This is a genomic window from Geobacillus sp. CCR (assembly GCF_052906625.1).
The window spans coordinates 99797-119681 of sequence record NZ_JBREBQ010000003.1; the positions used below are offsets into that span (position 1 = coordinate 99797).

Consider the following 19885-nt stretch of genomic DNA (forward strand, 5'->3'; position numbering starts at 1 on the left):
GCGAGTCGTTGTTCGGTCTTCCAAGCCACAGGCTTGCCTTCGACAGTCGAAAATGGACAAACCACTTTTCCGTCAAGGATATATTAAACTTCTTCGTTGTATCTATATAGATGCAATTTGAAGCTTTAACATTTGTAGCTTTTACCGAGCATTTGATCGACTGTCGGGCGACCGAACAACGCCGCTTTCAGACCCATGTATGGGTCTGTGAAGCGGGTGGTTGTTCGGGTCTTCCGTCACGCCTTGGCGTGACGAAGGCAAGCCACAGGCTTGCCTTCGACAGTCGAAAAATGGACAAGCGACTTTTCCATCAAGGATATGTTAAACTTTTTCGTTGCATCTATATCGAATCGAAGGAGGCTGCTGCCAGGCCGCAAGTGAAAGCAGGAGATGTTCAAGCGGATCCGATTGATCCGTCCGACCTTTTCGGTTTTGGATCACCTATGCCTTCCTACAGGCGGGCCGGCGTTTTCTCCCTTTCTGACGGAAGCGGCAGCTGCACGGTCGTTTCGATCGCAAACCGCGGCCGCCGTTTCACTTCTTGATAAATTTTTCCTATATATTCCCCGATGAGGCCGAGGCTCATCAGCATCAGCCCGCCGATGAACCAAACGGAAATCATGAGCGACGTCCAGCCTGATTCGGCGTGCCCGAGAAGTTTGCTGATGAGGGCGTACAGCCCAGCCGCACCGCTGATGAGAAAGGCCAAAAACCCGATGAGCGTAATGGCGCGAATCGGTGCGACGCTTAAGGAGGTGATGCCGTCAAAGGCGAAGGCGAGCATCTTTTTGAGCGGGTATTTCGATTGTCCGGCCCAACGCTCATGTCGGTCGTAAAAGACGCACGTCGAGCGGAACCCAACAAGCGGCACCAATCCGCGCAAAAAGAGATTGACTTCCGTATAGCGGCTCAGTTCATCGAGCGCTCGCTTGCTCATCAGACGGAAATCGGCGTGGTTGTAAATCAGCTCGATTCCGAGCGCCTGCATGAACCGATAAAAGGCCTGGGCGGTCGTACGCTTGAACCACGTGTCTGTCTTTCGGCTCCGCCGCACGCCATACACGATGTCATACCCTTCGCGGTATTTTTGCACAAATTCGCGGATCGCCTCCACATCGTCTTGCAAATCGGCGTCAATGGACACGGCACAATCGGCGTACGCGCGAACGGTTTCGAGCCCAGCGAGCAGCGCCCGCTGATGGCCGACGTTGCGAGCGAGTTTCACACCGGAGACAAACGGGTTGCGCTCGCTTTCTTCTTCAATGAGCGCCCATGTCCGGTCGCGGCTGCCGTCGTCGACAAAAACGATATGGCTGCCGATGGCGACCGCTCCTTCTTCGAGCAGCTGCTCAAGCAAAGCGGTCAGCCGCCGGGCCGTTTCCGGCAACACTTCTTCTTCGTTGTAGCATGGGACGACGATGGCTAACAATGGTTTGTCCACCATGTTTCTTGCCTCCCTTTCACTCCACTTCGTATACATAAATTTTCCAGACTGACTGTCGATCGGTGAACGCCCGCAAGAAGCGGAGATGGATGTCGCGGGCGTTCATGATCGGGACGGAGGAAAAAATGTACTTGCCGCCAAGCTGTTTGAACGCCTTTGTGTCGATCTCGAAATGACGAATGACTTTATGCGAGCGTTTCGTGAACATGTAATGTTTCCCGAGCTCTGCCGAAAACAAATAGACGCGGTTGCCCCAATGGTCGAAATAGTCTTTCAGCACTGGGCTTTTGTCCAATTCTTTGGCAATGATGCGGCGAAACTTCCGCTTATACGACAACGGGTAAAAATTGTTGTACGTATCGAGCGTATAAAACCCGTTGTATTGAGCGATGGCCGGGTGAAGCCCAACGCTGGCAACGCGGTAGGACGATACCGGCTTGCCGATGTATTGCTTGATTTTGGTAAATAAATGTTCGGAATAAAACTGCTCGAACGACGGCGTGCCAGCGAGGCGATAGCGGATTTCCTCGTTAAACCCGCCAAGCAAAAGCAGCTGCAGCGCCAAGGCGATCGGCACGAGGCGCCGCCATGCGGTCCGTTCCTTGGCTAAGATTTGCAAGGCCAAGGCAAAATCGACGTAAATGACCATCGGCCGCAAAAAATGGAAGCGGGCGAAATTGAACGTATTCAAAAGTGAAATCCGTTCTTTCAGCGGCTGCCACCCTTTGTAAAACCAAAACGCATACCAAGCCGATAAGGCGATGTTCAACCAAAACAGCAAAAGGAAGCGCCGCTCCAATGACCCGCGCTGACGGCGGCGCAAAACGAGAAGAAACGCCGCCCAAAGCACCGGCAAGATGATCGGCCCATGGACGGTCATCACATGCGTATGGCCGAGCACATAGTTTTTCAACGTTAAACGAAGGCAGTGGACGAAGCTGAGCCGCGAGGAGAGGAACTCGTTCCGGCTCGTCGGTTCGCCGCTGAAGACAAGCGAGTACACGAGGCGGTACTCGATGGCCAAAAACAAGCTTGTCATCAGGGCGATCGCGGCGAAAAACCGCTTGTTCCACTGCTTGCGGACAACGCCGTCAAACAGCCACACCGCCGCCATCGCGGCGAGGAAAAAGAAAAATCCGAGCACAAAGCTGGCGTAAAACGGAAGCAAGATGATCGCAAGCCATTCTTTCCATGTCGCTTCTCCGTTGCGGATCGACAGAAACGCCCAAAGCGCCAGCGGCATGCCGAGCGTGCTTAACATGCCGGACGGCCAAAACGGTGTCAGCGCAAAAGCAAGCGCCGCCCCGACGCGAATGAGCCATGATTCCGGTGAAGGCAAAAAGTGGCGCCTGAGCAGCCAATACATACCCAAAAAGGCGAATACCCTCGTGATCGTCTGGCTGAGCGCGTACGCCGCCATGGAGGGAAACAAAGCATGCAGCCACACGATGCCGCTGAATTCTGTGCCGAAGGCGTTGCGCGGCAACCCGTTGATCACTTGCGGGATGACGGCATCGATTGGGCCAAATAGTTGGCCGCTGCGAACGAGCACGCGATACCAGGCGATGTTCGAATCCATATTGTCGTGCACGCGAATATGGGCGTGTTCGCCTAACATGTACAGCGGAGAAAGGTAGAGAGCCAATACGATGAACGCGATGGCGACCGCTTTTCGTTCTCTTTGTTCCATCTCGCGCGCCCTCCTTTCCCATACGGGCAGATTGCACAACATGATCCATTATAAACCGCTGCGATTAAAAAAGCATAAAAAAATTGTAAAGAAGTAGTGAAGGGGGAGAAAAAGGGGAAAGAAGCAACCAAAAAAACACCCTGCGTCAAGCAGGGTGGATGGAACCATTAGGCAAACAACCCCATCACCCGCCCAAGGCCGCGCCGTTTCTGCTTTGGTTCGTCCGATGTTTCATGGGAGGAAGGCGGTCGATTGTTCAGCTGCTGTTCAAGGCGGGCGACAAGCTGCTCCAACGCAGTGAGGCGGGCGACGATTTCTTCCATTTCTTGGCGGTGATGCAACAGTTGAATGGAGACGACGTCATCTGCTTTTTGCTCCAGTTGCCGTTCAAGCTGGTCCAAGCGCGAGGAGACGCGGGCGATTTCGGGTTCGATCGATTCATGTAAGGCGTCAATAGGAATGTTGTTCCGCAGCGGCGTCGGAGGGCGTTTCGGGGTCGGCGGCGCTTCCATGGCGGCGCCTTGTTCAAATTTGACCCGTTCGAGCAAGGCGACTGTTTTTTCATCAAACAAGTAGTGGCCGGCCTCGTTTCTCCGCAACGGAATGTTGTATTTGCGCACCCAGCGCTGGATCGTTTTCGGCGATACACCAAGGCGAATAGCGACGTCGGACGTTTTCAATTCCATCGTTTCACTCCTCCTTGTTTCGTCTTGTTTATCCTTTTTCCTCTGCATCTTTGAAAATCCTTCCCAGCCGACAAAACTAGTGTTGATTCGGCAAAGAAAGTGGAAAACAGCGAAGATTCGCCATTGGCGAAAAAAGATGGCTGTGGGCATGGGAATTGGCCATGCCATTTGGTAGAATAGAAGATAAAGAATGATGAACGACGCAAGGGGTGAAGCGGATGGCAACATGGTGGCTGGAATGGCTTGAGGGCGTCGCGTCGGTTTGGCGGCAGCCGCTTCTTTATTATGGCGCCGCGCTCGCTTTGGCCGTCGGTTGGCGGCGGGTGAAGCGGGAGCGCCGCGATTTTCATGTGCGCGTCTACAGCCTATGGCAAGAGTGGCGCGGGCTTTGGACGAAGGGATGGATGGCTGGAGCGATGTTGTCGGCGGCGGCCGTCGGCATCGGGATCGCGGTGCCGCAGGAAGCGGTTTGGACGGTGACGGTGCTGACGGTGCTCTTTAGTTTGACGATGGAAGCGCGGTTGCTGTCGCCTGCTTATACGGTTGGCGGCGCGCTTCTCGTGCTCGGTTTGGCGGAGCGAAGCAGCGCGTTGTCCCGATGGCTTCCCGATGGCATGGCGGCCGCGCCCGCTTTGGCGGTGTGGCTTGCGTTGCTTTTGCTTTCGGAAGGATGGCTCATCATTCGCACGCGAAACGAGGCGGCCTCGCCGCAGCTTGCGAAAAGCAAGCGAGGGATGACGGTCGGCCTGCAATGGACGCAGCGTCTTTGGTTTGTGCCGGTTGTGCTGCCCGTATCAGGCGGCGCGCTGCCTCCGGCTTCCTGGTGGCCGCTCGTTTCGACGGGAGACAGCTATTCATTTTGGCTCGTGCCGTTTCTTCTCGGCTTTTCCCAGCGCCGCCAGCACATGCTGCCGGCGGAAGCGGCGCGCGCGGAGGGGCGGCTTGTTGTTCGGCTGGCGTTCGTTGTCGCCCTGTTGGCCGCTTCCGGTATATGGTATCCACCGCTCGCGGTGGCGGCGGGGGCTATGGCCATCATCGGCCGCGAATGGATTGCGTTTTCCGGGCATCGCGCCGACCGCGCCCGCCCGCCCCGCTTTGCCCGCCATCCGCACGGCTTGGTGATTGTCGGCGTGCTTCCCGGCTCGAAAGCGGAAAAAATGGGGCTTTCGATCGGAGAAGTCATCATCAAAACAAACGGCGCCCCGGTGCGGAGTGAAACCGAGTTTTACGAGGCGCTCCAACGCAACCGCGCGTTCTGCAAGTTGGATGTCGTCGGACATAACGGCGAAGTCCGTTTCGTCCAAGGGGCGCTCTATGAGGATGAGCATCATGAACTCGGGCTGCTGTTCGTCCGTGATCGGAACGCATCAGCGTCTGAAGCTGTTTCGTAAAGGAGAATGGATCATGTGGTTTTTGGCGGCACTCATCATTCCGTGCCTATTGGTGCTGTTGTTTGCGCGGGTGACGTACAATCGGTACATCGCTGTGCTGTTGACGACGGCGCTGCTTGTCGCTTCCTACTTGAAAGGCTATACGGACGAGCTGCATGAAATCGTCGCTGACATTGCATCGACGATCGCCGGCTTTCTTTGGGCCGGCCGCATGCTCGACTATCTGAAGCAAAAATGAAGCGGCGTTGTCGGTTCAACCGTCTGTTTTTGGAAAAAGGCATCGTCGGCTGAACCTCGGATTGTCGAAACGGAACGGAGCGAAGACGCGGACCTTGGGCATAAATGGGTCCGCTTTTTCGCGTTTTTCGGTGCGAAGCGATGGAAAACGCTGAGTGGGTTGGTACGAATATGAGTTCGCATTTTTGATGCATGGATCATCACGATGTGATACAATGGGGAAAGATGGTACGAAGGAGGAGGCGAAACGGTGGAGGGCCGTTTTCAATTAGTGGCGCCATACGAACCGCAAGGCGATCAGCCGCAGGCGATCGCCAAGCTCGTTGACGGCCTGCGCCGCGGGGTGAAGCATCAAACGCTGCTTGGGGCGACGGGGACGGGCAAAACGTTTACGATCTCGAACGTGATCGCCCAAGTCAACAAACCGACGCTTGTCATCGCCCACAACAAAACGCTCGCTGGCCAATTGTACAGCGAGCTGAAAGAGTTTTTCCCGCACAACGCCGTCGAATATTTTGTCAGCTATTACGATTACTATCAGCCGGAAGCGTATGTGCCGCAGACGGATACGTACATTGAAAAAGACGCGAAAATCAACGATGAAATCGACAAATTGCGGCACTCGGCGACATCAGCCTTGTTTGAGCGCCGGGACGTGATTATCGTTGCGAGCGTGTCGTGCATTTACGGTTTAGGGTCGCCGGAAGAGTACCGCGAACTGGTCGTATCGCTGCGCGTTGGGATGGAGATCGAGCGCAACGCGTTGCTTCGGCGGCTTGTCGACATCCAATACGACCGCAATGACATCGATTTTCGCCGCGGCACGTTCCGCGTCCGCGGCGATGTTGTCGAAATTTTCCCCGCGTCGCGCGATGAACATTGCATCCGCGTCGAATTTTTCGGCGATGAAATCGAGCGCATCCGCGAGGTGGACGCCTTAACCGGCGAGGTGCTCGGCGAGCGCGAGCATGTCGCCATTTTCCCGGCGTCGCACTTCGTGACGCGCGAGGAGAAAATGCGGCTCGCCATTCAAAACATCGAACAAGAGCTTGAGGAGCGGCTTGCCGAACTGCGCGCGCAAGGGAAGCTCTTAGAGGCGCAGCGGCTTGAGCAGCGGACGCGCTATGACCTTGAAATGATGCGCGAGATGGGCTTTTGTTCCGGCATCGAAAACTACTCGCGCCATTTGGCGCTGCGGCCGCCGGGCTCAACGCCGTATACATTGCTTGACTATTTTCCGGACGATTTTTTGATCATCGTTGATGAGTCGCACGTCACCTTGCCGCAGCTGCGCGGCATGTACAACGGCGACCGGGCGCGCAAGCAAGTGCTTGTCGACCACGGCTTCCGTCTGCCGTCGGCGCTTGACAACCGGCCGCTCACGTTTGAAGAGTTCGAGCAAAAAATCAATCAAATTATTTACGTCTCAGCGACGCCGGGGCCGTATGAGCTTGAACACAGCCCGGGCGTTGTCGAACAAATCATCCGCCCGACCGGGCTTCTCGACCCAACGATCGACGTCCGCCCGACGAAAGGGCAAATCGACGATTTGATCGGCGAAATTCGCGAGCGCGTCGAGCGGAACGAGCGGACGTTGGTGACGACGCTGACGAAAAAGATGGCGGAAGATTTGACCGATTATTTGAAAGAAGCGGGGATCAAGGTGGCGTATTTGCATTCGGAAATTAAGACGCTCGAGCGCATTGAAATCATCCGCGATTTGCGGCTCGGCAAATACGATGTACTGGTCGGCATCAACTTGCTTCGCGAAGGGCTCGACATTCCGGAAGTGTCGCTTGTCGCCATTTTGGATGCCGACAAAGAAGGGTTTTTGCGCTCGGAGCGCTCGCTCATCCAGACGATCGGCCGGGCGGCGCGCAACGCGAACGGCCATGTGATCATGTACGCCGATACGATCACGAAATCGATGGAAGTCGCCATTCAAGAGACGAAGCGGCGCCGCGCGATTCAAGAAGAGTACAACCGAAAGCACGGCATCGTGCCGCGCACGGTGAAAAAGGAGATTCGCGACGTCATCCGCGCGACGTATGCGGCGGAAGAGACGGAGATGTACGAGGCAAAGCCGGCGGCAGCGATGACGAAACAAGAGCGGGAAGAGCTGATTCGAACGCTCGAAGCGGAAATGAAAGAGGCGGCCAAAGCGCTCGACTTCGAGCGGGCCGCCCAGCTGCGCGATATCATTTTCGAATTGAAAGCGGAAGGGTGATGGCCGGATGAACGGAATGGATAAAATTGTCGTCAAAGGGGCGCGCGCCCACAACTTGAAAAACATTGACGTCGAAATCCCGCGCGGCAAGCTCGTCGTCTTGACCGGGCTGTCCGGGTCGGGGAAGTCGTCGCTGGCGTTTGATACGATTTACGCGGAAGGCCAGCGCCGCTACGTCGAATCGCTGTCGGCGTATGCCCGCCAGTTTTTAGGGCAGATGGAAAAACCGGACGTCGATGCGATTGAAGGGTTGTCGCCGGCCATTTCGATCGATCAAAAAACGACGAGCCGCAACCCGCGCTCAACCGTCGGCACGGTGACGGAAATTTACGATTATTTACGGCTGCTGTTCGCCCGCATCGGCCGCCCCATTTGCCCGACGCACGGCATTGAAATCCAATCGCAGACGATCGAGCAAATGGTCGACCGGCTGCTCGCTTACCCGGAGCGGACGAAAATGCAAATTTTGGCGCCGATCGTCTCGGGAAAAAAAGGGACGCACGCCAAGACATTGGAGGATATTCGCAAACAAGGGTATGTGCGCGTCCGCATTGACGGCGAGATGCGCGAGTTGACGGAGGACATTGAGCTGGAAAAAAACAAAAAACATTCGATTGATGTCGTCGTCGACCGCATCATCATCAAAGACGGCATCGCCGCCAGGCTTGCCGATTCGCTTGAGACGGCGCTGAAGCTCGCCGACGGCAAAGTGGTCGTTGACGTGATCGGCGAGGGGGAGCTCTTGTTCAGCGAAAAGCACGCTTGTCCGTACTGCGGCTTTTCGATCGGGGAGCTTGAACCGCGTCTGTTTTCGTTCAACAGTCCATTCGGCGCCTGCCCGGACTGCGACGGGCTCGGGGCGAAGCTCGAAGTGGATCTCGATTTGGTCATCCCGAACGATGAGCTGACGTTAAAAGAACACGCCATCGCTCCGTGGGAGCCGCAAAGCTCGCAATATTACCCGCAGCTGCTCGAAGCCGTGTGCCGCCATTACGGCATCCCGATGGACGTGCCGGTCAGAGATTTGCCAAAAGAGCAGCTCGATAAAATTTTGTACGGCAGCGGCGGGGAGCCGATTTACTTCCGCTATACGAATGATTTCGGGCAAGTGCGCGAACAATACATCGCATTTGAAGGCGTCATTCCGAACGTCGAACGCCGCTATCGCGAGACGAGCTCGGACTACATCCGCGAGCAGATGGAAAAGTATATGGCGGAACAACCATGTCCGACATGCCAAGGCTACCGGCTGAAAAAAGAAAGCCTGGCCGTCCTTGTCGGCGGCAAGCATATCGGCGAGGTCACCGCCATGTCGGTGACCGAGGCGCTCGCCTTTTTTGACGGGCTCGAGCTGACCGAAAAAGAAGCGCAAATCGCCCGCCTTATTTTGCGTGAAATTCGCGACCGGCTCGGCTTTTTGCAAAACGTCGGCCTCGACTATTTGACGCTCAGCCGCTCGGCAGGAACGCTCTCCGGCGGCGAGGCGCAGCGCATCCGCTTGGCGACGCAGATCGGCTCGCGGCTGACGGGGGTGCTGTACGTGCTCGACGAGCCGTCGATCGGGCTTCATCAGCGCGACAACGACCGGCTGATCGCGACGTTGAAAAGCATGCGCGACCTCGGCAATACGCTCATTGTGGTGGAGCACGACGAGGATACCATGCTGGCCGCGGACTATTTGATTGACATTGGTCCGGGGGCGGGCATCCACGGCGGCGAGGTCGTCGCCGCCGGCACGCCGGAAGAAGTGATGAACGACCCGAACTCGCTCACCGGCCAGTATTTATCGGGGAAAAAATTCATCCCGATTCCGGCCGAGCGTCGCCGTCCGGACGGACGTTGGCTTGAGGTCGTCGGCGCGCGCGAGCATAACTTGAAAAACGTATCGGTGAAAATCCCGCTCGGCACGTTTGTCGCTGTCACCGGGGTGTCGGGCTCGGGCAAAAGCACGCTCGTGAACGAAGTGTTGTATAAGGCGCTGGCGCAAAAGCTGCACCGGGCGAAGGCGAAACCGGGCGAACATCGCGGCATCCGCGGGCTGGAGCATCTCGATAAAGTCATTGACATCGACCAGTCGCCGATCGGCCGCACGCCACGCTCGAACCCGGCGACGTACACCGGGGTGTTTGACGACATCCGCGACGTGTTTGCCTCGACGAACGAAGCGAAAGTGCGCGGCTACAAAAAAGGGCGGTTCAGCTTCAATGTCAAAGGCGGGCGCTGCGAGGCGTGCCATGGCGATGGCATCATCAAAATTGAGATGCACTTTTTGCCGGACGTGTACGTCCCGTGCGAAGTGTGCCACGGCAAACGGTACAACCGCGAGACGCTCGAGGTGACGTATAAAGGAAAAAACATCGCCGAGGTGCTCGACATGACGGTCGAAGATGCGCTCGACTTTTTCGCCTCGATCCCGAAAATCAAACGCAAGCTCGAGACGCTCTATGACGTCGGGCTCGGTTATATGAAGCTCGGCCAGCCGGCGACGACGCTCTCGGGCGGCGAGGCGCAGCGCGTCAAGCTCGCCGCTGAGCTTCACCGCCGCTCCAACGGCCGGACGCTCTACATTTTGGACGAGCCGACGACCGGGCTTCATGTCGATGACATCGCCCGGCTGCTTGATGTGCTCCACCGGCTCGTCGACAACGGCGATACCGTGCTTGTCATTGAACATAACTTGGACGTCATCAAAACCGCGGACTATATCATTGACTTAGGTCCGGAAGGCGGCGACCGAGGCGGACAAATCGTCGCTGTCGGCACGCCGGAAGAGGTGGCCGAGGTGGAGGAGTCGCACACCGGCCGCTACTTAAAACCGATTCTCGAGCGCGACCGGGCGCGCATGCAGGCGCAATATGAAGCGGTGAAGGCGTAAAGGCCTTTGCGGCTTTGTCCGCCGCTTGGGGCACCGGCGTCCGCCGCCTTTTTTTGCCGTCGGCAGGAAACTTTTCCTAGCGGCCGTCGTATATACAGGTAAAGGAAACTTGGAAAGGGGATTGCCGATTGTCGACGAACAAAGTGTTGTCCGCGCTTTGTTATTTCAGCGTCTTTTTTGCGCCGTTCATTTTGCCGATTGTCGTCTATTTTGTTGTCGAAGATCTTGAAGTCAAACGCCATGCGAAGCGGTCGCTCGTGTCGCATTTGATTCCGGCCGTTACGATCCTCTTGTTCATTGCGTTGGCCGCGTCGCCGGTGCTGTTCGGCCATTGGGGCGAGGAATCGCTTCTTTTTGGCGGCGGGCTCGTCTGGCTTGGGTTCCTCGTTGCTGGGGCGGTAAATCTCGTTGTCATCGTTTGGAATGTCATAAAAGGGATTCAAGTGTTAAAATAAGAGAAAGCGCCCGTTTGCCGGCGAATGCCGTGGCCCCGTTTCTTTGGGACTGTAACAAGGTGTGGCCGGCGGGCGCGAGACTCGAATAAAGATGGTGATGGGATGCTCAATTGGCTGATCGGTGTGTTTATCAATACGGTGCTGCTGATGGCGATTGACGGCTATTTTGACGATATTCACTTCAGCGGCATCGGCGCGGCGTTTTTGGCGAGCGTGATTTTGGCGGTGCTCAACGCCGTCGTTCGCCCTGTGCTCATCTTGTTGACGCTGCCGGTGACAGTGTTGACGCTCGGTTTGTTTTTGTTTGTCATTAACGCCATCACGCTCATGATGACTGCAGGGCTGATGGGCGATGCGTTTCAAATCGGCGGCTTTGGCACGGCGCTGCTCGCATCGATCGTCTTGTCGTTTTTCCACCTGCTCGTGCAAAAAGCGATTATCGAGCCGCTGCGCAACCGGTCGTAACGGGGGCGTGATCCATTGGAAGGCCGGTGGCGCCATGGTTTTCCGTGATCGTGTGAAAAGATGGCAAATGCGGCAAGGGGTTGCAATGGGAGAAACGATGCGGTGAAGATCGTTTCGGTTTGATGTGTTTGGCTTGATCGGGACGGGGGGAGCCGTCCCTGTTTTGTTTTCCCCGATGTTTTCCATTCAATGGCGGAACGAAACGTGTTACAATGGAAAAAGATGAAGAAAGGGGAGAAAGGCGACGTATGCCAAAAGTGCGGACGAAAGACATCATTGAACAGTTCCAGCTCGAGCTCGTCAGCGGCGCGGAGGGCATTTACCGCCCGATTACGACAAGCGATTTGTCGCGGCCGGGGATTGAAATGGCCGGCTATTTCGCCTATTACCCGGCGGAGCGTCTGCAGCTGCTCGGACGGACGGAGCTGTCGTTTTATGAAACGTTGACGCCGGAAGAAAAAAAGTCGCGGATGGAACGGCTTTGCACCGACATTACGCCAGGGATCATCGTCTCGCGTGGATTGGAAGTGCCGCCGGAGCTGATCGAAGCGTCTGAGCGCCAGTCGGTGCCGGTCATGCGCTCGACGATGAAAACGACCCGCCTGTCAAGCCGATTGACAAACTATTTGGAAAGCAAGCTCGCCCCCACCACCGCGGTGCACGGGGTGCTTGTCGATGTGTACGGCGTCGGGGTGTTGATCACGGGCAAAAGCGGCGTCGGCAAAAGCGAAACGGCGCTGGAGCTCGTCAAACGCGGCCATCGGTTGGTCGCCGACGACTGTGTGGAAATCCGCCAAGAAGATGAAGATACGCTCGTCGGCAGCGCGCCGGAGCTGATCGAGCATCTGCTTGAAATTCGCGGCCTCGGCATTATTAATATGATGACGCTGTTCGGCGCAGGGGCGGTGCGGACGCATAAGCGCATTTCGCTCGTCGTCGACTTGGAGCTTTGGGATCCGGAGAAGCAGTACGATCGGCTCGGGTTGGAAGAAGAGAAAGTGAAAATTTTGGATACCGAATTGCCGAAATTAACGATTCCGGTCCGCCCAGGGCGCAACTTGGCGGTCATCGTCGAAGTGGCGGCGATGAACTTCCGGCTGAAGCGGCTCGGGGTCAACGCGGCTGAGGAGTTTTCGGCGCGATTGAGCGACGCCATCGAAGACGGCGCGCACGATTACGACTGATGTTTCTTGCGTCAAAGGAATGGATCTCGTTTGGGCATGGAGCATAGGAGGTGGAAACGATGGAATCGACGATTCAGCCGCTCGACCGCGTGTTTTTGCACCTTGGCCCCATTACGATTTATTGGTATGGGGTCATTATCGGCACCGGTGTGTTGATTGGGCTATGGCTCGCGACGCGCGAAGCAGTGCGGCGCGGCTTGCCGAAAGAGACGTTTGTCGATTTGGTGTTATTTGCCGTGCCGATCGCCATTGTCTGCGCGCGGGCGTACTACGTGCTGTTTGAATGGCACTATTATTCAAAGCATTTGTCCGAGATTCCAAAAGTTTGGCAAGGCGGCCTCGCCATTCACGGCGGTTTGATCGGGGCGGTGGCGACGGGCGCGGTGTTCGCCCGCGCGCGCGGGCTGTCGTTTTGGAAGCTCGCCGATATTGCCGCACCAAGCATCATTTTAGGCCAGGCGATCGGGCGCTGGGGCAATTTTATGAACCAAGAGGCGCACGGCGGCCCTGTGTCGCGCCAGTTTCTTGAAAATTTGCATTTGCCGGATTGGATCATCAATCAAATGTACATTGACGGCCGTTATTGGCATCCGACTTTTTTATATGAGTCCCTTTGGAACCTCGTCGGCTTTTTCTTGCTTCTTTGGCTGCGGCGCGTCAATTTGCGGCGCGGCGAGCTGTTTTTGTCCTATTTGATTTGGTATTCGGTTGGCCGTTTCTGGATTGAAGGGATGCGCACCGACAGCTTGATGCTGGCCGGCAGTCTGCGCGCGGCCCAAGTCGTATCCGTGACGCTGATCGTGTTGTCGATCGCGCTGTGGATCGTGCGCCGGGCGAAAGGATGGGCAAAAGCAAGGTATCAAGACGAATAGCCGTCCTTATCCGTTGACGGATGACTAGGGAAAAAGAGAGGCGGCGTGTGGTGAAAAGGTCACACGGCGGCATGAAGACAAGCGAAGGAGAGAGGAGATATGGTAGGAACATTGCAGCGCGGCGTCATCGCCGGACTGAAGACGTCATGGGCGCTCGGCAAAATCATTTTTCCAGTGACGCTCATTTTAGCGCTGTTGCAGCCGACCCCTTTATTTTCATGGTTGATCGACCTTGTCACTCCCCTGATGAAGTGGTTCGGCTTATCCGGCGACGCGGCCGTGCCGCTGGTGCTCGGCAATTTGCTCGGGCTGTACGCCGCGATCGGGGCGATGCTGACGATCGAGTTTACAGTGAAAGAAGTGCTCATTCTCGCTGTCATGCTTTCCTTTTCTCACAACTTGATCGTCGAGTCTTCCGTCGCTTCGCGGACGGGTATGAGCGTTTGGCTCATGCTCGCCGTGCGCATTGGCTTGGCCGTTGTCTCCGGTTTGTTGATCGCCCATCTATGGGATGGGGGGCAGGAACTCGCTCAATATGGGTTTGTCTCGCCTGAAGCCGCCTCGCCGTCCGGCTGGGGAGAGATCATCTTGGCGGCGCTGAAAAAAGCGGCGACCGGCATCGTCCAGCTGGTTGCGATTGTCATTCCATTGATGACGATCATTCAAGTGTTGAAAGAACGCCACTGGATTGAGACGTTTTCGCGCTGGATGGCGCCAGCGACCAAGATGCTCGGCATGAGCGCGAACACATCGCTCACCCTTGCCGCCGGTTTTGTGTTCGGCCTCGCTTATGGGGCGGGGGTGATGATTCAGGCGGCGAAAGAAGACGGCGTCTCGAAGCGCGATTTGACGTTGGCGTTTATTTTTCTCGTTTCTTGCCATGCGGTTGTCGAAGACACGCTCATTTTCGTTCCGCTCGGCATCCCGGTCTGGCCGTTGTTGGTCATTCGCCTCGTTACGGCTGTGCTGTTGACGATGGCGGTGGCGTTCCTTTGGCGCCGTTTTGAACACCCGATGAGAAAGGAAGCCGCATCATGACGATTCGCACGATTTTATTTGACCTTGACGGAACGTTGATTGATACGAATGAGCTGATCATCCAGTCGTTTTTGCATACGCTGGAGAAGTATTATCCGGGCCGCTACGGGCGTGAGGACGTCTTGCCGTTCATCGGCCCGTCGCTGTATGAGACGTTCAGCTCGCTCGATCCGGAACGGGCCGAGGAGATGGTGAAGACGTATCGCACCTTCAACCATGCCCGCCATGACGAACTGATCCGCGAGTTTGACACCGTGTATGAGACGATCGAAACGCTGCACCGCCATGGCTTCCGCCTCGGCGTCGTGACGACGAAAATGCACGACACCGCCCTGATGGGGTTAAGAAAAACGCGGTTGGAACCGTTTTTCTCGTGCGTCATCGGCCTTGATGACGTCAGCCGCCCCAAACCGGATCCCGAACCGATTCATAAGGCGCTTGAGGCGCTTCAGTCGAAATCGGACGAAGCGCTGATGGTCGGCGACAACTACCACGACATTTTGGCCGGCAAAAACGCCGGCGTCAAAACGGCCGGCGTCGCTTGGGCGATTAAAGGCCGCGGCTATTTGGAACAATATGAACCGGACTATATGCTGGAAAAAATGAGCGATTTGCTGGCCATTGTCGGCATCAACGAACGGAAGGAGGAAACGTCCTCCCAGTGAGACGAACGACAAAATACCCTGTCCAAGGAGCGAACTCGCTCTGGCAATTGTACCGCACCGTATCGTTTTGGAAAGTGCTGAAAAACGTCATCATCATTCAAATCGGGCGCTACACGCCGTTTTTGCCGCTGAAAAACTGGCTGTACCGCACGTTTCTCGGCATGAAAATCGGCGAACAAACGGCGCTCGCCTTTATGGTCATGCCAGATATTCTCTTCCCTGAAAAAATCCGCATCGGCCGCAACTGCGTCATCGGCTACAACACGACGATTCTCGCTCACGAATATTTGGTTGACGAATACCGCCTCGGCGATGTGGTGATCGGCGATGAGGTGATGATCGGCGCGAACTCGACCATTTTGCCTGGTGTGGTGATCGGCGACCGCGCCGTGGTCGCCGCCGGCACCGTCGTCCATCAAGACGTCCCGCCCGGGGCGATGGCCGCGGGTTGCCCGATGCGCATCGTCCGCCGGAATGAACCGCCTTCCAATTGAATGGGGGCGAGGTTTTGTTTGGAAAAATGAAGATTTCCAGAAAAAGTGATAAAAAGATTGGAACACAAAAAACATTTATAATGCGACTGATGAAGATCGTCTGACGGGCGTAGGTTTTCTATATAGGTGCAATTTGAATCTTTAACATTTGTAGTTTTTACAGAGCGATTGGATCGACTGTCGGGCGAGCGAACAATGCCGCTTCCGGAACCATGTATGGGGCTGCGAAGCGGGTGATTGTTCGGTCACCGCCAGTCGAAAAGTGGATAAGCGACTTTTCCGTCAATGATATGTTAAACTTTTTCGTTGCATGTATATAAATAAGTACTCTACTTTTTTAGGTATTTATTCTATTATTGTGGATAATCGCCTATGCGACATGGAACGAAATGGACAAGCGCTTCCTTTTTTGAAGCGATCTTGTCCGTTTTGTTATTTATAAAGCATTCCCCCCTTGACGCTGTGGCCGCAAAGGAGTAAACTACTAATAACTTCACTTCTCTACCATATTAGCAAACTAAAGCATCTCGATAAAGGGCGTGGGGACATGGCAAAAAAGCTGTTCATGTTTGAAAAACCGTTAGGCATGCGCGATACGCTGCCGTTTTTATATGAGTTGAAAAAACAAGTGCGTTCGGTGATGGCGGAAGAAATTGAACGCTGGGGGTACGAGTTTATCGAAACGCCGACGCTTGAGTATTATGAAACGGTCGGGGCGGCGTCGGCGATTGCCGATCATCGGCTGTTTAAGCTCCTCGATCAGCAAGGGCATACGCTCGTATTGCGGCCCGATATGACGGCGCCGATCGCCCGGGTGGCGGCGTCGCGGTTGTATGACGACGGCAATCCGCTCCGGCTGGCGTACAACGCCAATGTGTTCCGCGCCCAGCAGCGCGAAGGCGGGCGGCCGGCGGAGTTTGAACAGATCGGTGTGGAGTTGATCGGCGACGGCACGGTGACGGCCGACGCCGAGGTGATCAGTTTAATGGTCGCCCTGCTGAAGCGGACGGGACTCGGGCGGTTTTCGGTGGCGGTCGGCCATATCGGTTATGTCAATGCTCTGTTTTTGGAGATTTTAGGGAATGAGGAGCGGGCGAGTGTATTGCGCCGTTTTTTATATGAGAAAAATTACGTCGGCTACCGTGAACATGTGAAGTCGTGGCCGCTTTCGTCGATCGATCAAAAGCGGCTGTTGGACCTTCTTTCCTTGCGCGGTGGAACGGACGTGATTGAACAGGCGAAAACGCTCGTCACAAGCGAGAAGGGGCGGCGGGCGGCCGATGAGCTGGCGGTGCTCATGGCGGTGCTTCGGACGTACGGAGTGGCCGAGGCGGTGAAGCTCGATATGGCGCTTGTCAGCCATATGAGCTATTACACTGGCATTTTGTTTGAAGTGTACGCCGAGCAAGTGGGATTCCCGATCGGCAACGGCGGGCGGTATGATGATTTATTGGCGAAGTTCTCGCGCCCGGCGCCGGCGACGGGGTTTGGGTTGCGCGTCGATCGGTTGATTGAGGCGATTGGGGAAACGGATGTGCGCGATGACATCGAGTGCATCGTGTTCAGCCAAGAGCGGCTGGCGGAAGCGGTGGAATTGGCCGAAGCGAAACGGGCGGAAGGCAAGCGCGTCGTCTTGCAGCACATTGCCGGCATTCGTGATATTGACGCCTACAGCCAGCGCTACCGGTCGATCGTGTATTTGCTTGGCCGCAGCGGGCGCGATGGGCAGTGAACATAACAGAGAAGGCGCCGCCGGTTGGTCATCGACGCTGTTGAAAACGGCAGCGATTGGCGGGACAGAGCGGATGCGAAGAACGGACGGGAAAGGCTGCCCATGGCGGTGGAGAGCATGCGGTGTACTCAAGGCCCAGCGCCGCATTTGACATGATGAGGAGCAAGGAGGAAGAATGATGCTGACGATTGCCATGCCAAAAGGGCGCATTTTTGAAGAGGCGGTCGAGTTGCTGCGGCGGGCGGATTATGCGCTGCCGCCGGAATTTACCGAGTCGCGCAAGCTCGTCATTGATGTGCCAGAGGAAAACATGCGCTTTATTTTGGCGAAACCGATGGATGTCGTCACCTATGTCGAGCATGGGGTCGCGGATTTGGGCATTGCCGGCAAGGACGTGCTGATGGAAGAAGAACGGGATGTGTACGAACTGCTCGATTTGCACATCAGCCGCTGCCATTTGGCGGTCGCCGGGCTGCCCGGCGCCAAGATGAACGAAATCGCACCAAGGGTGGCGACGAAATACCCGAACATCGCGTCAACGTATTTTCGCGAGCAAGGCGAGCAAGTCGAAATCATCCGCCTGAACGGATCCATTGAACTCGCCCCGCTGATCGGCCTTGCCGACCGGATCGTGGACATCGTTTCCACGGGGCGGACGCTCAGAGAAAACGGGCTTGTCGAACTTGAACGGATCGCCGAGGTGACGTCGCGCCTGATTGTCAACCCGGCGAGCTACCGGCTAAACGGCGGGGACATTGAACGGTTGGTCGACCGATTGGCGGCGGTCATTCCCCAGCCGTAGGAAAAAAGGTGTGACAGAGCGGAAATGGGCGGTTTCCGAAGAATGGGTTGGTGGAGATTCGGGAATGGCGGAGCGGCGTTGACAACGCCGTTGGAAAATAGCATATAGATGCAACGAAGAACTTTAACATATCCTTGACGGAAAAGCGGTTTGTCCATTTTCGACTGACGGAGGATCGAACAACCGCCTGCTTCACAGACCCATATATGGGTCTTTAAGCGGCGTTGTTCGGTCGCCCGACAGTCGATCAAATACTCGGTAAAAGCTGCAAATGGTAAAGCTTCAAATTGCATCGATACAGATTGCCAATGGACGAAAACCGATGGACGTCACAGAAAGGGGAGCGAACGATGAAAATCGAACGGATCCGAGGCGGCGTCTCGCTGCGGCGCACGATTGAAAGCGGAACGGAGGAGCAGCGGCGCGCGGTGCTTGATATCATCGCCAATGTGCGCGACCGCGGCGATGCGGCGCTGAAAGAATATACGGAACGGTTTGACGGCGTCAAGCTGGATTCGCTCAAGGTGACGGAAGAGGAAATGAAGCGCGCGCATGCGGCGATGGACGCGGAGATGCTGGAGATCATTCGCCAAGCGGCGGCCAACATTCGCGACTACCACAAACGGCAAAAGCGCGAATCATGGTGGATGACGAAAGAAGACGGCACGATTCTCGGACAAAAGGTGACGCCGCTCGATGCGGTCGGGTTGTACGTGCCAGGCGGGACGGCCGCTTATCCGTCGTCTGTGCTGATGAACGTTATTCCCGCACAAGTGGCGGGGGTGAAACGGATTGTCATCACCTCGCCGCCAAACAAAGACGGCACGCTCCCGGCTGGGGTGCTGGCCGCCGCCTATGAACTCGGCGTGACGGAAATTTACAAAGTCGGCGGCGCGCAGGCGATCGCCGCGCTTGCTTATGGGACGGAAACGATCCGGCCGGTTGACAAAATTTTCGGGCCGGGCAATATTTATGTGGCATTGGCGAAGCGGGAAGTGTTCGGGCATGTGGCGATCGACATGATCGCGGGGCCGAGCGAAATTGTCGTGCTGGCGGATGAAACGGCCCGACCGGATGAGATTGCGGCGGATTTGTTGTCGCAAGCCGAGCATGACGTGCGGGCGTCGGCCATTTTGGTGACGCCGTCGATGAAATTGGCGCTGGCGGTGGCGAGCGAAGTCGAACGGCAGCTGGAAACGCTGCCGCGCCGCGACATTGCCCAAGCGGCGCTCGAGAACTACGGCGCCATTTACGTCACCGAGACGCTTGAGGAAGCGGTGGATGTCGTGAACGAACTGGCGCCGGAGCATTTGGAAGTGATGACGGCAGAACCGCTCGCGCTTTTCGGCCGGCTCCGCCATGCGGGAGCGATGTTTTTCGGCCGCTTCAGCTCCGAGCCGGTCGGCGACTATTTCGCCGGGCCGAACCACGTGCTGCCAACCAACGGCACGGCCAGATTCTCAAGCGGCTTGAGCGTTGACGAGTTTGTGAAAAAATCAAGCGTGATTGTTTACAGTGAAACCGCATTGAAACAACATGGCGACAAAATCGCCGCCTTTGCCCGCCTCGAGGGGCTGGAGGCGCACGCGCGCGCCATTGAGGTGCGGCTCGAGAAAGGGGAATGAATG

Annotated in this window: 17 protein-coding genes; 14 read left to right on the top strand and 3 right to left on the bottom strand. The window is 56.3% G+C overall.

Annotation, left to right across the window (positions count from 1 at the left end):
* Nucleotides 1–451: 451 nt before the first annotated feature.
* From ACVBDQ_RS02655 to ACVBDQ_RS02665, 3 genes are all read right to left on the bottom strand, one after another.
* Entirely contained in the window at nt 452–1444 is a 993-nt protein-coding gene (locus ACVBDQ_RS02655; RefSeq protein ID WP_011232561.1) for a glycosyltransferase family 2 protein, read from the bottom strand.
* A 16-nt stretch (nt 1445–1460) separates the two neighbouring features.
* A complete protein-coding gene (locus tag ACVBDQ_RS02660) occupies nt 1461–3134 on the bottom strand; it encodes a DUF6044 family protein (RefSeq protein ID WP_011232560.1) in 1674 nt (557 codons plus the stop codon).
* 167 nt (nt 3135–3301) lie between these two features.
* Nucleotides 3302–3820 carry a MerR family transcriptional regulator gene (locus ACVBDQ_RS02665; protein ID WP_011232559.1) on the bottom strand — a complete coding sequence of 173 codons (519 nt, stop codon included), beginning with the start codon at nt 3818–3820 and terminating at the stop codon, nt 3302–3304.
* A gap of 218 nt (nt 3821–4038) precedes the next feature.
* On the opposite strand from ACVBDQ_RS02665, the gene ACVBDQ_RS02670 reads away from it, so the two are divergent.
* The 14 genes from ACVBDQ_RS02670 to hisD all read left to right on the top strand — a co-directional run bounded on the left by ACVBDQ_RS02670 (nt 4039) and on the right by hisD (nt 19882).
* Nucleotides 4039–5211, top strand: coding sequence for a PDZ domain-containing protein (locus ACVBDQ_RS02670; RefSeq protein WP_023633679.1), 1173 nt, complete (start codon nt 4039–4041; stop codon nt 5209–5211).
* Nucleotides 5212–5224: 13 nt separating this feature from the next.
* The gene (locus tag ACVBDQ_RS02675; RefSeq protein ID WP_011232557.1) at nt 5225–5449 is read left to right on the top strand and encodes a CsbA family protein; all 225 of its coding nucleotides are present in this window, start codon (nt 5225–5227) and stop codon (nt 5447–5449) included.
* Nucleotides 5450–5698: 249 nt separating this feature from the next.
* On the top strand, nt 5699–7675 hold the full coding sequence (gene uvrB / locus ACVBDQ_RS02680; protein ID WP_011232556.1) for an excinuclease ABC subunit UvrB: 1977 nt from the start codon (nt 5699–5701) through the stop codon (nt 7673–7675).
* A gap of 7 nt (nt 7676–7682) precedes the next feature.
* Complete coding sequence (gene uvrA / locus ACVBDQ_RS02685) at nt 7683–10550, top strand: excinuclease ABC subunit UvrA (RefSeq protein ID WP_011232555.1); 2868 nt, start codon at nt 7683–7685, stop codon at nt 10548–10550.
* Between the two features lie 128 nt (nt 10551–10678).
* Nucleotides 10679–11005 carry a DUF4870 domain-containing protein gene (locus tag ACVBDQ_RS02690; RefSeq protein ID WP_011232554.1) on the top strand — a complete coding sequence of 109 codons (327 nt, stop codon included), beginning with the start codon at nt 10679–10681 and terminating at the stop codon, nt 11003–11005.
* A gap of 102 nt (nt 11006–11107) precedes the next feature.
* Nucleotides 11108–11470 carry a phage holin family protein gene (locus ACVBDQ_RS02695; RefSeq protein ID WP_011232553.1) on the top strand — a complete coding sequence of 121 codons (363 nt, stop codon included), beginning with the start codon at nt 11108–11110 and terminating at the stop codon, nt 11468–11470.
* Between the two features lie 248 nt (nt 11471–11718).
* On the top strand, nt 11719–12654 hold the full coding sequence (gene hprK / locus ACVBDQ_RS02700; protein ID WP_011232552.1) for an HPr(Ser) kinase/phosphatase: 936 nt from the start codon (nt 11719–11721) through the stop codon (nt 12652–12654).
* A gap of 59 nt (nt 12655–12713) precedes the next feature.
* Entirely contained in the window at nt 12714–13526 is an 813-nt protein-coding gene (lgt, locus tag ACVBDQ_RS02705) for a prolipoprotein diacylglyceryl transferase (RefSeq protein ID WP_011232551.1), read from the top strand.
* Between the two features lie 99 nt (nt 13527–13625).
* Nucleotides 13626–14564 carry a nucleoside recognition domain-containing protein gene (locus ACVBDQ_RS02710; RefSeq protein ID WP_011232550.1) on the top strand — a complete coding sequence of 313 codons (939 nt, stop codon included), beginning with the start codon at nt 13626–13628 and terminating at the stop codon, nt 14562–14564.
* Nucleotides 14561–15229 (top strand): pyrophosphatase PpaX, encoded by a 669-nt coding sequence (gene ppaX, locus ACVBDQ_RS02715; RefSeq protein WP_011232549.1) that lies wholly within the window; start codon nt 14561–14563, stop codon nt 15227–15229. Before ACVBDQ_RS02710 ends, ppaX begins: the two co-directional genes overlap by 4 nt.
* On the top strand, nt 15226–15723 hold the full coding sequence (locus ACVBDQ_RS02720; protein ID WP_011232548.1) for an acyltransferase: 498 nt from the start codon (nt 15226–15228) through the stop codon (nt 15721–15723). The genes ppaX and ACVBDQ_RS02720 overlap by 4 nt, the downstream gene beginning before the upstream one ends.
* Nucleotides 15724–16270: 547 nt before the next feature.
* Nucleotides 16271–17455, top strand: coding sequence for an ATP phosphoribosyltransferase regulatory subunit (locus tag ACVBDQ_RS02725; protein ID WP_011232547.1), 1185 nt, complete (start codon nt 16271–16273; stop codon nt 17453–17455).
* Nucleotides 17456–17633: 178 nt separating this feature from the next.
* Complete coding sequence (gene hisG / locus ACVBDQ_RS02730; RefSeq protein ID WP_015375795.1) at nt 17634–18257, top strand: ATP phosphoribosyltransferase; 624 nt, start codon at nt 17634–17636, stop codon at nt 18255–18257.
* Nucleotides 18258–18607: 350 nt separating this feature from the next.
* Nucleotides 18608–19882, top strand: coding sequence for a histidinol dehydrogenase (gene hisD / locus ACVBDQ_RS02735; RefSeq protein WP_011232545.1), 1275 nt, complete (start codon nt 18608–18610; stop codon nt 19880–19882).
* Nucleotides 19883–19885: the final 3 nt, after the last annotated feature.